General features: G+C 43.3%; 15 protein-coding genes. 10 read left to right on the top strand and 5 right to left on the bottom strand.

Going from position 1 to position 14875, the window contains the following annotated elements:
• Positions 1-66: 66 nt before the first annotated feature.
• Entirely contained in the window at positions 67-300 is a 234-nt protein-coding gene (locus tag AAW31_RS21605) for a hypothetical protein (RefSeq protein WP_162488642.1), read from the bottom strand.
• Positions 301-472: 172 nt separating this feature from the next.
• Between AAW31_RS21605 and AAW31_RS23280 the strand changes: the two genes are divergently transcribed.
• The 3 genes from AAW31_RS23280 to AAW31_RS18475 all read left to right on the top strand — a co-directional run bounded on the left by AAW31_RS23280 (position 473) and on the right by AAW31_RS18475 (position 2710).
• Positions 473-1264 carry a hypothetical protein gene (locus AAW31_RS23280; RefSeq protein WP_309567373.1) on the top strand — a complete coding sequence of 264 codons (792 nt, stop codon included), beginning with the start codon at positions 473-475 and terminating at the stop codon, positions 1262-1264.
• Positions 1221-1481, top strand: coding sequence for a hypothetical protein (locus AAW31_RS23275; RefSeq protein WP_309567372.1), 261 nt, complete (start codon positions 1221-1223; stop codon positions 1479-1481). The genes AAW31_RS23280 and AAW31_RS23275 overlap by 44 nt, the downstream gene beginning before the upstream one ends.
• Before the next feature lie 155 nt (positions 1482-1636).
• Positions 1637-2710 carry a glycosyltransferase family 2 protein gene (locus tag AAW31_RS18475; protein WP_046848693.1) on the top strand — a complete coding sequence of 358 codons (1074 nt, stop codon included), beginning with the start codon at positions 1637-1639 and terminating at the stop codon, positions 2708-2710.
• A 123-nt stretch (positions 2711-2833) separates the two neighbouring features.
• On the opposite strand, the gene AAW31_RS18470 is transcribed toward AAW31_RS18475, so the two are convergent.
• A complete protein-coding gene (locus AAW31_RS18470; RefSeq protein WP_046848692.1) occupies positions 2834-3661 on the bottom strand; it encodes an IS3 family transposase in 828 nt (275 codons plus the stop codon).
• Between the two features lie 20 nt (positions 3662-3681).
• Positions 3682-3963 (bottom strand): IS3 family transposase, encoded by a 282-nt coding sequence (locus tag AAW31_RS23950; RefSeq protein ID WP_036503716.1) that lies wholly within the window; start codon positions 3961-3963, stop codon positions 3682-3684.
• A 790-nt stretch (positions 3964-4753) separates the two neighbouring features.
• Between AAW31_RS23950 and AAW31_RS21550 the strand changes: the two genes are divergently transcribed.
• The 7 genes from AAW31_RS21550 (at position 4754) to AAW31_RS18435 (ending at position 11976) form a co-directional block, all read left to right on the top strand.
• Positions 4754-4912, top strand: coding sequence for a hypothetical protein (locus AAW31_RS21550; protein ID WP_158441291.1), 159 nt, complete (start codon positions 4754-4756; stop codon positions 4910-4912).
• A gap of 32 nt (positions 4913-4944) precedes the next feature.
• Positions 4945-5931 (top strand): sugar-transfer associated ATP-grasp domain-containing protein, encoded by a 987-nt coding sequence (locus AAW31_RS18460; RefSeq protein WP_235264428.1) that lies wholly within the window; start codon positions 4945-4947, stop codon positions 5929-5931.
• Positions 5932-6076: 145 nt separating this feature from the next.
• Entirely contained in the window at positions 6077-7168 is a 1092-nt protein-coding gene (locus AAW31_RS18455; RefSeq protein ID WP_046848691.1) for a phospholipase D-like domain-containing protein, read from the top strand.
• 26 nt (positions 7169-7194) lie between these two features.
• On the top strand, positions 7195-8595 hold the full coding sequence (locus AAW31_RS18450; RefSeq protein ID WP_046848690.1) for a surface carbohydrate biosynthesis protein: 1401 nt from the start codon (positions 7195-7197) through the stop codon (positions 8593-8595).
• 26 nt (positions 8596-8621) lie between these two features.
• Complete coding sequence (locus tag AAW31_RS18445; RefSeq protein ID WP_046848689.1) at positions 8622-9500, top strand: N-acetylneuraminate synthase family protein; 879 nt, start codon at positions 8622-8624, stop codon at positions 9498-9500.
• Positions 9500-10678, top strand: coding sequence for an N-acylneuraminate cytidylyltransferase (locus AAW31_RS18440; RefSeq protein WP_046848688.1), 1179 nt, complete (start codon positions 9500-9502; stop codon positions 10676-10678). The genes AAW31_RS18445 and AAW31_RS18440 overlap by 1 nt, the downstream gene beginning before the upstream one ends.
• A gap of 56 nt (positions 10679-10734) precedes the next feature.
• Positions 10735-11976: an O-antigen ligase family protein gene (locus tag AAW31_RS18435; RefSeq protein ID WP_046848687.1), complete on the top strand. Its 1242-nt coding sequence runs from the start codon at positions 10735-10737 to the stop codon at positions 11974-11976.
• Between the two features lie 15 nt (positions 11977-11991).
• On the opposite strand, the gene AAW31_RS18430 is transcribed toward AAW31_RS18435, so the two are convergent.
• Positions 11992-13905 (bottom strand): glycosyltransferase family 39 protein, encoded by a 1914-nt coding sequence (locus tag AAW31_RS18430; protein WP_235264427.1) that lies wholly within the window; start codon positions 13903-13905, stop codon positions 11992-11994.
• A gap of 288 nt (positions 13906-14193) precedes the next feature.
• The gene (locus AAW31_RS18420) at positions 14194-14769 is read right to left on the bottom strand and encodes a nitroreductase family protein (RefSeq protein WP_046851349.1); all 576 of its coding nucleotides are present in this window, start codon (positions 14767-14769) and stop codon (positions 14194-14196) included.
• Positions 14770-14875: the final 106 nt, after the last annotated feature.

Here is a 14875-nt window from a genome sequence, read left to right as displayed (position 1 = left end):
TTTTGACTTCAATTCCAGTGCCATGTAGTAACATGTTAGCGTTGGGTTTATTGAAGAAGCCATTTGCTACCATAATTCATTAAACCCTAGTTCCTTAGTTGGGCAGGATACAAAAATTAAGGTTTCGCTCAGCTTTGCCAGGGTTAATCTAATTTCACCATTTTGAATGAATATTTTAGTAAATATTGAATGAAAGCGCTTTTCTTTCTTCGCCATTACAATGATATTGATCATATTACCCCGGTCATTTCCAAATGGATTGAATCGGGTCATACTTGTGACGTCATTCTGATAGGCCATCCGAAATTTCGGGATGATTATCGCATTCAGTATTTAGCCAGTCTGGCGGCTGTGCGTGTTGCTCATATACGAGAACTGTTGCCAGCACTTGTATATGCTGTATGGCGAATGCAAACGCTGTTATTGAGCCATAGTTTAAGACGCTCGTTTTATAGGACCCTTTGCTGTTGCCTTGTGTAGAATTTTTGATGATGAACAACGAGGACACGCTTGGAGAAGCGCTGCTCATCAACTGCTAAGATATAGTTTTGTAAATCTGGATAAGGGGGTGGTGGTATTTGACTGGATTACCAAAAATTCGCCGGTATCTTTGGAGTGGGTGGAAACAGTTGTCTCCATGGCCCATACCATGGGCTTAGGGGCAGTATCGCTTCCTCACGGAGATAGTCCACACGCTAATCAATTGATACGACGTGGAGAATGGGATCTTCAGCCGAATACGCTATATTCTGCTGGGCGAATATTTGACAAGCTAGTTGTGCCGAATGAATTATGTGCCAAACGTTTCTCCCCCTTTATAGCTGATCATTTATTAGAAATACTAGGTTCACCGCGCTATTGCGATGAATGGCTCGCTAGATTGAAAAAATTATTACCTCCTGCACCGCTGACAGGCTCCAGCCATCAGCTCAAAATAGCGATGTTCTTGAGAAAGGATGATTTCACCATTTTCTGGGAGGAAGTCAGCGAGGTGATTAGAATGATTGCTACTTTTCCAGAAATTGTATTGGTGATCAAACCTCATACTCGTGGCGGCTGGAAACAATCTTTAACCAAAGATGCTTCCCTGCGCTACTTGCCAAATGTGCGCATCGCTGGAGACGCCATTCATTCGGTTCACTTGATGAACTGGGCGGATGTCATTATCGATCTTGCAACTTCGGTAGTGTTTGAAGCGATCAAGGCAAAAAAAACCGGTATTGGCAGCCGATTACCTGCATGTGGGCCGTTCTGCAGTCGCTGAGTTTATACCGGAAACAGAACTGCGGTGTCGTGATGACGTCTATCAAAAAATAAATAAATTTCTTTCTCATGGTTGCAGCTCTTTCTATGTCGAGGAGCATCGACAGCGCTTTATCAAGGAAATGATCGATGGTCATAATGTCAATGTATTGCCGCGTTATGTAAGTTTGCTGGAGACGCAAGCACAAATACGTTCGGTACGGAAAGATAAAGAATAATAATAATTTGGAGGGATCTCGATCTGATCTTAGAATTAGATAAGTTGGAAGAACTAGCGGTCCCCGGTGCGGTCTTTCAGAGTGAATGGAGAGCCCGAGCACAAAAATGGAGGAGGTATGCATTGTCTGGTTTCTTCCAATTCGAGTAAGTTATCATGAGTAGATCAATGGCCTATTCCGACAAATCAATTGATGTCGTGATTCCTGTATACAATGCACCAGATTTGACACGGCGCTGCGTCGATTCTGTCGTGACCTATCTTGGCAATTCCATTAGACGTATATTAATTCAGGATGATGCTTCCGCTGGTGAGACACGGCAGATGCTAGATAATCTGCCGTACGATTGCGTGGATGTCTATCATGCAAAAAAGAATCAGGGCTTTGGTCTATCAGTAAATGAAGCAGTTAATCGATCTGATGCTTTCTATATATTGATTCTTAATTCAGATACTGAAATAAGCCATGATTTTCTGCCATTGTTATGTGCGACATTAGCGGCTGATGCAAAGTTAGCAGCCATTATTCCTGCCGGTAACAGTTATGCCAAATATAACTTGGATCAATATTTGCTGAGAGAGGGCGGCTATATTGCGACATATTACTTGCGAGGGCATGCCATTATGATTCGTCGCGATATTTTTCAGGAAATGGGTGGTTTCGATCCTGTATTTGGGCGAGGCTATTATGAAGATATTGATCTTGGCCGCCGGCTTGCTCTTCGCGGTTGGCGCCTTGGCGTACATCCCGGCGCTCAAATTTACCATAAAGTGGGCGGTTCTTTTGGTCGTGGACGAGCCTTCCAGAAACTCATAAAGCGTAATCGAGCTATATACCTTTCACGCTACCCTAAAGCACGACAGAGTATACTCTTGCTCTCGGGAGATTGTTCACTAGAAGATTTTCCTCCGTCGGTCCTCGATGCAATTGAGAATGTATTCCATGAAGGGGGTTATGTACATTGGCTTATACCGGCTATATCTCCTACATTGCTATGCTTGCAGATGTATAGTCAACCCTTATGCTTAAGTGCATTAATCAGTGTTATGCTTCGTGGTTGGTGGCGGGTAGACAGGCGTATTACAGAAATTTGGATGATGCCCGGCATTCCACTTCTATTACGCGCCGCACTGGCATTATGGGGCCGTGCATTTAGAGTGGAAATAAAAGAATTATCGTTTAAAGAAAAGACGATACAAAACTGTTCAGTCAGATTACTTTCGAAGTAATTTTCAATATTACCAACCAAAAGAAAGGAAGGTAAACAAGCTCATTCATCAAGGCTGATGTGGTTCCCTGTAACTGGACAACCTGAAAGAAAGTTCAGCTCTGATATGTATAGTTAAACAGGTTCAGGCAACCCGATCAATTCTTGGATCACTATAGTAGATTTCATCAGGCGTAAGACGGTCAAGGCTTTGATGAAATCGTTCTTGATTGTACCATTCAAACCATGTGGATAAATTCTGCTTTATCTCCTTCAGATTATTGAATTCTCTGGTATATAAAAGCTCATACTTAACTGTCCGCCAAAGTCGTTCAACAAAAATGTTGTCATAGTAGCACCCCTTGCCATCCATGCTGATCTGAATATGATGATCTTTTAGTATGGAGGTAAATGCTTCGCTGGTAAACTGTACGCCCTGGTCGGTATTCATGATCTGTGGACAGCCATAATCCTGGATGGCTGCCTCCAGCGCCTGAGTACAAAAGTCAGTATCCAAGGTATTGGACAAGCGCCAGCTCAACACCTTACGCGAATGCCAGTCGATGATGGCAACCAGATAGCCAAAGCCTTTCTCCATGGGGACATAGGTTATGTCGGCAGCCCAAACCTGATTGGGTTTATTAATGACAAGTTCTCTAAGCAGATAAGGATAGACCTTATGCTGTTTGCTTGAGATGCTGGTCCTGGGTTTTGGAGCTATGCTGACAATACCGAGTGTCTTCATTAAGGAAGAGGCTTTCTTGCGCCCTAACATGATTCCCTGGCGTTGAAACCAGGTAGCATAACTGCGTGAGCCATATTGTGGCGTCTTTAAGTACTGTTCATCCATCATGCGCAGCAGAACCAGATCAGCATTACTGATTGGTTGCGGTTGATAATAATAAGTTGAGCGCGCCAGATCCAGCAGCTGACATTGACGAGTTTGACTAAGTTTGCCATGGGGCTCAATCATCTCTTTGCGTTCTACAAGACTTAATGATTGAGCTTTCTTGCTAAAAAATCGCGTTCTACCGCCAATTGACCAATAACCCGGTGCAGGTCATCTGTTGTAGGCTGCTCCTTATTGGCGGCAGTATTATTTTTACAAAACAGCTCGGCAGCTTGCTCAATGAGTTGCCGTTTCCAGCTATTGATCTGCGTGGGATGTACATTATAACGCGCTGCTAATTGGGGGACAGTTTCATCACCACGTATCGCTGCCAGCGCTAGTTTTGCTTTGAATTCGCTCGAATATTGTATGCGCTTTTTACTCATTGTTATTAAGCTCCTTTTTAATTCTGCCAGAGCTTAACAACCTGTACAGTTTTTGGGTACCACTTCAGGCTTCTTGTTGATCATTGATTACTCTGATATTGTTTTATCATAGCTAATTTCTATTTATGCTATAAAACGCAGCCAGGAAAATAAAAAATTTTTAATTCCCGTGAATAAATCTACTTTTTCTACTAATATAAAGCTTATACCTACGTATTTATACGTATTCACTTATGTGTGGTTTTAAGATAATTTGTAATTTAGTTGTTTATTTATACGGTGAAAACAGAGAAAAAAACGTGTCCTCATAGTTGAGGAGATAGCTGAGAAAGTAAATACGCTCTATTATGCAATCTATATAGCTTGATCATGAGCGAATTTTATGCCGCGCTTAGGAGAGCATCAGCAAATCAGCATCTTGAGGTGATGACGAAAAATTCTCACGAGATTTTTACAATTCAAGCATTCACTTTTCCAATCAAACAGATTGGCATCAAAAACGTTCCCCGTGTAAAGAATGTATTGCGTATTTAGGCGCTTATTTATCTTTATAAGATAACTATCCATATTTATAAACTATCAAATACTCATTATTTTTATAGCGTTGAAGGAAAGTTCTGTCTATTTATGAGGTAAGTACATAGAATAATCATTTTGCATAATTTGTAATGCAAAAAACGGGATGAATTAAAGAAAGAGCCTGTGTTCTCTAGATCAGGAATAAGGAAGTGTAGTAAATTAGCTCAAATCATCATACGTTTATTAGATGAGAAATAAAGAGATAACTGCAATGGAAAAATTGGATTTAGGTATAGACAGGATCACGCGTGATTTGAGCAGTACATTCTTGATCTTACCAGACTATTCGATGGTGGTACGACGGCTACTTTCACCCATCAGTACTACCAACGTGAAGTCTGGAATGAAAACAGGAGGGTTGACCGCCTGATAATGTATGCAGCGCTCCTATTGGTGCCATTCATGATCCTCTTGCTGACAATAGTCTTCATCACACTTAATGGACCCTTTATCAAAAACCGAACAGGTACGGGAATAATCAGGCAAATTTACGAGCAAATAAGGCTTGCTACCCGATATGCAATCCTATCACCCTGGTACTACATTTTTGAACTGCAAGATGAGGATAAGAGAGAACACACAGGTGAATATCTTAATCGCTTCGAAATAAAAGCAGGTATCTATAAGTTACGTAAATATAATGGTGGTCTCCCCATTCCCGTTGAGCATACTACAGCGTGTATCAAGAATAAAGCATGCCTTAAGGTTCGCTGTAATGATAAGGGTATTGCAACCACACCTATCTTTTGGAATTTTAAGAAAGGACAAATCAGAAAAATAGATTGGCAGGATGAAAAACTGCCCGAAATGGATCTTTTCATCAAACCGTTAGCCGGACAGGGTGGAGGAGGTACTTCGCGCTGGGATTATCTAGGTTCGGGGCGGCAATACCGAGGCGGCGATGGGATGGTCGCGGCGGGAGAACAATTAATTAAGTACTTGCGAACAGCTTCAGAGCATAAGACTTATCTTGTGCAGTCACTGTTCATAAACCACAGGGAAATCACAAATCTTGCCGATGACACGTTGGCCACTATTCGTGTTATGAGCTGTCGTAATGAGTCAGATCACTACGAGGTGACCGATGCGGTCTTTCGTATGGCGCGAAGCAGCAAAACTGTCGTCGACAATTACCATGCCAGCGGCATTACTGCGAATGTCGATATTCAGACAGGTGAACTGGGCAGAGGCATTCGCGGAGCCTGGTTAACAGTTGCAGATGGATGGTACGACCGACATCCAGAAACCAATGTGCCCATCCTGCATCGCAGGCTTCCATGCTGGCCTGAATTTATCCGCTTTGTGCAGGATGCTCATGGCTGTCTTTTCTCTGATCAGGTGGTAATCGGCTGGGAGGTTGCTATACTCGACACCGGCCCTTTTGCTTAATCGAGGCGAATAAAGCGCCCGATTTAGATATCATCCAATGAACGAGGGGTGGGCCTGTTGGCAATGAGCAGCTTGGCAAATTGTTGGCATTTAATTTGAGACGCACAATCGAAGCTAAATATGCTCCCTTGGAGGTAAATTCATTATGCAAATGAAATCAGCTTACGAGGTTTATTTTGGTGGGCCTGACCGGTCGCCAGGTTATCTGCGCGATCTGCTGGCACAGCAGATCGCTGCTGTGCCAGCAGGGGGTTCTATCGATTGGGTTGCTTATTATTTTCGTGATTTAGAACTTGCCAGAGCGCTCATCCAGGCTCAAAATCGAGGCGTCAAAGTGACTGTTTGTCTGGCAGGCAAGCCACGTGTTTCCGATGCTAATGATGAGGTGATTGCCATGCTTTCAGCGCCAGAAGGTCTAGGTGATAAGCTTCGTACTGTCACGCTTACCGGGATACCTTCCCCGCCAAGAAGAGCATGGAGACCTCAGTTACATGAAAAGCTGTACTGCTTTTCGCACCCGAAACCCGTCGCCTTCATCGGCTCTTTTAATCCATCAGGAAACCGACTAGAAAAAAGATCGGATATTATCCGAGAGATTGGTGATCAGGATCAGGGTCATAATATGTTGATTGGTTGCTATGATCCGCTGCTCATTGAGCAACTGGTAAAGCATGCCCGACAGTTACACCAAAAATCATCAGGACTATTTTATCGATTCTCTGCAAATGCAAATAACGCCATCAAAGGTACGGATACTACTATTTATTTTTTACCCAGCATGCGTCCCCATCCCGTCATACAATTCTTGAATGACATAGGCAAAAATGCGCGTATTCGTATTGCAGCATCTCATATCAGAACAAAGCGGGCTGTTGATGTGATCGTAGGCCTGACTAAGCGAGGAGCAATAGTGGAAATCATTGCAGAACAAACGCTTAGACGTGTTACTCCGAGCGTAGAGCAGCGATTGCTCTCAGCGGGAATTCGATTCAAGCGAAATTGTGATAATTTACCCATGCATCTTAAGTTCATACTAGTTGAAGCCGGTGATCAGAAGTGGTCCATTTTTGGTAGTTTTAATTGGACGAAGCCTTCATTCTGGTTAAATCATGAAATTATTGCTATTTCCAGCAATTCGCATATTTTTAATGCTTTTTCCGATCGATGGAGTATATTGGCAAATGAAAAAGCCATATCACCTGTGACGCCAGAGCGGTTTAGTTTAATTCCTGTTTAATGGTTGTAAGTTAGGTGCTATATCATATGAAAACTCGAGCTTCACCGCTAATTATTCCTGTTGAAAGCCAAGTTCGTGAGTTAGATGCGAAAATTCTTTTATCCTGTATTGCAGCTGAGCGTGGTTTTCCAGTCATCATGGGTTCCAGAGCGTATGCTCATTTCCAGGTAGCCTCCGTTCCTCGGGGAATTTATTTAGCGAAAAGTATGCGTGGCCTGAGTAGTTCAATGTTTAAGATATTGCGCCAACTAGGTCATGAGATTGTGGCATGGGAAGAAGAGGCGCTGGTTCATCCACCTTCAGAGACGTATTTTTCCCTTCGCTTGTCTCCTAAGACCATTAAAAATGTGTCGCATGTATTTGCCTGGGGTCAGGAAAATGTTGATCTGCTTCGACAATATCCTGTACTGCCTGAGAATATGCCCATCCATATTACCGGAAATCCGCGTGGTGATATGCTGCGGTCAGAAATCCGTCCTTACTTTGCCCCAGACGTTGAAAAGCTGCGTAGTCTTTATGGAGATTTCATTCTTATTAACACCAATTTTAGTGATGTAAACCCCTATATTCCCAGCGTGGGCTTATTTCTGCCAACAAAAGCTCCTTCGCAGCCAGCACGTTTGGGGCAGTCTGGTATTGGCATGAGCAAGGAGTTTGCTGAAGGTCTGCGAGCGCATAAACTTTCAGTTCTGGAGGATTTCAAACAACTTATTCCAATGCTCGAGCAGGCATTTCCTGAGTTAACTATCATTGTTCGACCTCATCCCAGTGAAAGTTATCAAATTTATCATCAAATTGCTGCGAAATGCTCGCGAGTAGTCATAACCAATCAAGGCAATGTCATTCCTTGGTTACTCGCTGCAAAAGCGATGGTACACAATGGCTGCACGACCGGGCTGGAGGCTTATATGCTCGATGTTCCTGCGATCTCTTACCTGGCAACGCTTAACAAATATTACGACTATGACTTTCAAGGCCTGCCTACTAAACTGAGTTATCAATGCTTTAATTTTGAGGAATTGGCAGAGATTTTGTCTCAGATTCTTAAGGGTGAAATAGGGGCAGCTGATGGTCAGGAACGCCAGGATCTCATCGATTATTTCCTGGCGGCACAAAAAGGGCCATTAGCTTGTGAGCGGATAGTAGATGTTTTGGAAGCCAGTGGTTACAGTAAAGGACAACCACCGGCCAAACCACTCGGAGTCTATCTTCAAGGGTGGCTATTTACCAAGCTAAAAGCTGGTTTAACGAATCTCTATATGCGTCGCCCAGGTCCCAATCGGCTGGCCTATCATAATCACCGTTTTCCTGGAATTTCAGTAGAAGAAATTGAACAGAAAATTGCGCGTTTTGGTGATTTATTAAAGCGCTTTGACAAGATTAAAGTTGCGCCATATGCTAAGCATGTATTCAGGATCAGCGCATAAGTTTCTTACTTTACTGATTGATATCTATGAAAACACCCAGAGTTGTTGCTGAAATAGGCTGTAATCATAAAGGTGACATTGAGATTGCACGTGAGATGATAAAAGTCGCCGCGAGCTTTGCTCAATGCAATTTCGTCAAGTTCCAGAAACGATCGAATAAGGAGCTGCTTACGCCCGAGGAGTACCATGCACCTCACCCCAATCCACAGAATAGCTATGGGGAAACTTATGGAGCACACCGTGAATTTCTGGAATTTAATGTTGAGCAACATCAACAGTTAAAAGAGTGTTGCAAAGAGCATGATATCGGTTATTCAACTTCAGTCTGGGATCTTACTTCTGCAGAGGAAATTGCAGATCTCAATCCAGAATTCATTAAGATACCTTCAGCGTGCAATCTCAATTTAACTATGCTGGAATTCCTTGCTCGTAACTATAGCGGTGATATTCATATTTCCGCAGGAATGACAACCCCTCCTGAGCTAGAACAGATTGTGAATTTGATGGAAGCACATGATGCCGCTCATCGGGTTGTGTTATATGCTTGTACCTCAGGTTATCCCGTTCCTTTTGAGCAGGTTTGCTTGCTGGAGTTACGAACTATAGAGGAACGGTTTGGTTCTCGCGTTAAGGAAATTGGGTTTTCTGGGCATCATCTCGGAATAGCCATTGATTCTGCAGCCGTGGCATTGGGCGCATCCTGGATTGAACGGCATTTTACTCTGGATCGGACTTGGAAGGGGACTGATCATGCCGCCTCATTGGAGCCAGATGGGTTACGCAAGCTGGTACGCGATGTGCGTGCTGTATCTAACGCTTTGACATTTAAAGATACCCCTATACTGGAAATTGAGTTACCGCAGCGTAATAAGCTCAAACGTTTGCAAGGAGTTCATTTCAACTGATGCACTGGGTTGCTTTTATGCCTCTGCGTGCGAATTCGAAATCGATTCCTGATAAGAATATTCGCTCCATCGCAGGTCGGCCTCTATTCGCCTGGAGTCTGGAACAAGCGCTTACTTCACAGTGTTTTGATGAGATTTACGTTGCTACCGATTCACCAAGAATCCGAAAGAGAGTACTGGAAGAATTTCCTTCTGCTGTTAAAGTGCTGGATCGTTCGGCTGAAACGTGCACAGACACAGCGAGTACCGAAAGCGCTATGCTCGAGTTTCACCAGAAAATATCATTTGATGTGGTTAGTCTGATCCAGGCTACTTCACCGCTTACCCGTGCAGATGATTTCCGTATGGCTAAGCATAAATTTATTACTGACAATCTGGATTCTCTGCTAACTGCCGTGTCATCGAAACGTTTTTTCTGGACCCAATCAGCAATACCTATTAACTATGATCCGGCTAATCGCCCAAGACGGCAAGATTTTGAAGGATGTCTCATGGAAAATGGGGCTTTTTACTTTACACGAGCAAAACTGCTGAAAGAAACGGCCAGCCGTTTGGGCGGGCGCATCGGTATTCATGAGATGACTGCTGAAACTGCGATTGAGATTGATGATGAAGTCGACTGGGTGGTGGTGGAGCAACTTCTGCTAAGGCAAAAATTAAAATCCACCCTCGGTGCTTCACAGATTAAAGCATTCATCCTTGATGTGGACGGCACACTAACTGATGGCGGTATGTATTATGGATCGGATGGTGAGGTATTCAAGAAGTTTAATACCCGCGATGCACATGGTTTGCAATTGCTGCGTGAAAACGGCATCAAGGTCTGTGTCATGAGCTCCGAAGCTAGCCCTGCTGTTGCCGCGAGAATGAAGAAACTGAATATTGATGAATACTATCCAGGAATAAAAAATAAATTTGAAGTGCTCCAGAGTAAGGCTAAGCTCTGGCGGATGTCTTTACAAGATATCGCCTATATGGGAGACGATCTTTGTGATTTAGACTGCATAAGCAGGGTAGGCGCGGCTATCTGCCCAGCAGATGCTGTCCCAGAAATTATGCAGCGAGTTCATTATGTTTGCATCCGTCCGGCTGGACATGGTGCTGTGCGAGAAGCATGCGATCTGATCCTTGGAATCAATCTAGAGATGAACATGACTTCTCAAAAAAATCATTCTTAACAGCGACATTGGGTGTATTTCGCAGATCATCTCAAGATTAAGTATAAAAATTACTGATGCAAAATAAACTAGTCAGTTCAGCCAATCTGATACAGACTTCTTATGCATGGCACAACATATTGACAAAAGCCATGTTACTTTTTTTGGGTATTGCTTTGTGGAGCAAGTGGCTGAGCCTGCCTGCCGGTATCGTTTTGACTGTACTCTGGATTTTGGATGGTGGTTTTAACCGGTTGAGAGGAATGATCAAAGATCCTTTCGTAATGGCAATACTCATTTTATCTGGTGTGGTTGCACTCGGAACACTCTGGGGTGATTATCCTGAGTTTGGATATATAAAGTGGAGAAGATATTTTGCCTTCTTGATCTTTATTCCTTTTTTATCTTTGTTGAATAAAGAGCGCTTGCCTTGGGCAATCGGGGGATTGCTCACTGGTTATTTCGGTGTTTTACTGATGGGGTTTTATCAATGGGCAATTGTTGGAGTACAAGGAATCCCTCCTCTCAATATTAGCTATTTAAATTTTTCATTAATGCTCGGGATTGGAGTCATGCTGGCGATCTACCTGGCAAGCATAAATAGCGATAAAAAATTAAAGTCAGCACTCTGGTTTTTTGGCGGCTTCTTGTTGTTTCTTCAATTCAATCAAGATGCACGTGGGCCTCTCCTGGCAACCCTGGTGTCGACGGGTTTATTAATTCTTCTATTCTATAAAACAAACATCAGAATATTGGCTGGCATTGCATTGTCATTAATGACTGTGGTCCTTATATTTGCATTCAATAGCGCCAGCTTTCAGGGAAGGCTGATTCAAATCCTTGACGGTGTAGAGTTATACCAGCAAGGAAAATATGGCACGAGCCTTGGATATCGTCTTGCCATCTGGGATATAGGTTTGCACGGTATTATGCAAAAACCATTAACTGGGTATGGTACAGGAAAAGCAGGCAGTTATTTCGAAGATACGATAACCACTTATAAAGATGGTCGTTATAAGAATCTACCTGAATATCATAAAACAACTAACTATCACAATGATTGGATTGAAATTGGCATGCATGTCGGAGTGCTTGGCATTTTCGCGTTAGCCTTTCTTCTAAAAAGCTGGTTTCAAACGCTACGAGCTTACCAACTTCCTATCTTGGGAGTAACCCTGGTCAGTTTTGTTTTCTTATCAGGCCTAACGGACACCTTTATTCTTTATAGCAAAATTCCTACTTTACTACTTGTCATTACCGCTATTGCCATCAGCTGGCAAAAAGAAACAGGAACAATCGAACTTGAGAGCTGCCGCTAGGTTAATCTGCTATCATCAATTACCCCGATATCCTCGGGCAATTCTATAATATACCCACCGCAACGGTTTATTCTCACGCATGATTAACTGGCTCTGTATGGGGCCAGGTTGATCAAGCATATAAGTAATATCGTTACCCCAGCGGCCCTGCTCAAGATGGTTTTTCTCTATACCAACCAGTATGATCGGCCGCATGGTTGGCGGTTCCGATGGATACCAGAATTGATACATAGCGCCGCTATCACCAAACATATTACGTGAGCGAATATCCATAGGTTCTTTTCGATTGTAGAAAGACAGTGAGCTCGCAATCGGCCATTTGCTCATGCCTACGACAAGCGGTTTTTGTCCAGTTTGTTGCTGTATATTCTGAACGACTTTTTCAACTTCAATAGTTGTTTCACGCCAGAAATAGCGTTTCATGAACTCCGGATAGGGGATACCTGGAAATCCCAGTACGACATAGTGTAGTATCAATGCATAGGCAATCATGGAAATTGCGATAGTCGGGTTCCATGCTGCCTGCAGACGGCTTGCGATATTGCCTAAATGATGGGTCTGTCCCATCATCCATGCTATCGTTGGCAATACCGCTAACCATAGCGGAGCAGTCCAGTGAAAACGCATTGAATCGAACATACTAAGAACAAAAAATACCGCAAATGGCGTTCCAGTGAAAACCCGCAAAAACAAGCGACGTCTTTGTGCAGATTGATCGCTATCTTGATTACCACCTGTTATGAGCGCCCATACTGCAGCAAGGAATCCAGCTGGTGTGAGTAGCACTAAAATATTAAGAAACAGAAGATGTACTGAGAATTGATCATCACCCGCTCCTTCTAGTCGTCGCCCTTGAAACAGGAATGAAGCCCAGTTATGTTCGGCATTCCAGATAAGGACCGGGGTAAATAATAATAAGGCAAGTAGGGCAGCAAGATAGGGATGAGCACGTCGCATCCAGCGACGCGCGATGGGATCCAGGATAACAAACAATAAAGCTGCCATACCCAATAAGCCAATGGTATATTTTGAGAGAAGACCGAGGCCGAATGTGATTCCCATACCCAGCCAGGCAGAACTGCGACCGGCTATTAGCGCACGTTCCATGTAATAGAGTGTGGCAGCCCAGGCTGCGATCAAGGGTGCATCTGCTGTCATCAACATGCCGGTTGCAAAGCTAAAGGGTAAGATGGCCAGTAACAACAGCGTGCGCAACCCCGTCTGTTTGTCGTAAAGGTTGCATGCTAATGCATATAGATAACCCATTGTTATCAGACTGCAAATGAATGCACTGATGCGGACCCCTAACTCATTATCACCAAAGATTGAGGTACCAAGCCAGATCAGCCATGCAACCATGGGTGGGTGATCAAAGAAGCTCAGGTCCATATGCTGAGCATATACCCAGTAGTATGCTTCGTCTGGAATTAGCTGAGCTTGAACTAAATAGATCAAGCGCAGCAGGATAGCAAACACGATAATCCCAATCGTGGCCTCACGCCAGCCTATAGCTGGAGAAGGCAGCTGCTGCAGAAGCGGAAATATATAAAATACGAGCCCCATATAACTCATCGCAGCGGTTATAACGATAATCAGAAAAATGGCCAGTGTGAGTGGTATATGCCAGACGTTAAGAAGCAAGGTTAATAAGCCGCCGCGCATCAGCAAAACCAGGATACTGACTATCGAGTAGCGACTGAATAGCTGCCATCGCAGGGAGTTTGGGTCAATTGATTGAGGCAAGCATTTCGAAAAGAATGAGTAATTTATCGAAGCAGCTATGAGAAAGCTTGTGATATGCGCTAATGAAAGACCAGCCTCACTATGCATTAGCAATAGGAAAGAACCTGCATCCACTGCCGCAGCAAGTAACCCGATAAAACAAAGCCGCCAGATTATGTTGCCAGGGAGTACATTGTTAGGATGCATTATTAAATGTTGTAGATAAGGCCACCTGAGAAATTTTGCTAAAGACACCATTTAGAATTCGATTAGTTTATGTTTTGTGGATAGGATTGATAAGCAGCTTATCTCTGTTTTTAACTGACGGGAAGCTATTTTCCAAGATTATGTATAGAGTCTTATTCCATTTCCAAATCAAAAATGACGCGAAGGCGAGCCGCAGACAGTATCAATCATACGGCAAGGTGGAAGCTGACAAAGTCATTTTTGATTTGGAAATGGAAGAACTTGTTTAGTTTACTTGATACCAAGCAGCTAACTGGTTAGTGTGATAATGACAGGTTTCTTTCTCCGAGTAGGGGGTGTCTCCCCATTTGGGTAACCAAGAATAATCGGGACAATAATAGAAAATTCTTCCGGGATATTTAATTTAACCTTGATATCTGGTGTATTTAAAGCTGTCAATGCAGCACCGATTACACAGCTCCCCAATTTCATGGCACATGCTGCCAGCATCAGATTCTCGGCTGCCAGCCAGCAATCCGCAGCTACACAAGACCCGGTTTGTTTCGAGCAAATCAGAATCAGCGTACTCGCATCGTAGAAAATATTGAAATCAGGTTCAGTAAAGGAACCAGGGGCGCGTCCTGCTATTTGAAGTTCTCCAGCAAACAGAGGTTTGGCATAATCTGAAATATCTTTTAATAGCTCTTTATCGCGAATAATGGCAAATGTCCATGGTTCCTCATGTAATGCTGTAGGACCATGTATGGCGGCTTCTAGCAAGATGTGTATAGCGCCCAAGTCAACTACTCGCTCAGTGTAATTACGAACACAACGCCTAGCTAGAATGGCCTCAAAAACAGTCATTTCAACCTGTGTTTCTTGCATAGCCAACTCCTATTGCAAATCTTATTTTGGTTACCGTATCAAGAATCGATGCGAGAGGCTATCCGTATAAATACGTATATATCTTTTGCTGCTTACTGTAGCGGTG

This window comes from Nitrosomonas communis, from assembly GCF_001007935.1.
Lineage (GTDB): Bacteria > Pseudomonadota > Gammaproteobacteria > Burkholderiales > Nitrosomonadaceae > Nitrosomonas > Nitrosomonas communis.
Note: the sequence above shows the minus strand (reverse complement) of the source record. Positions and strands in the feature narration are given on the sequence as shown.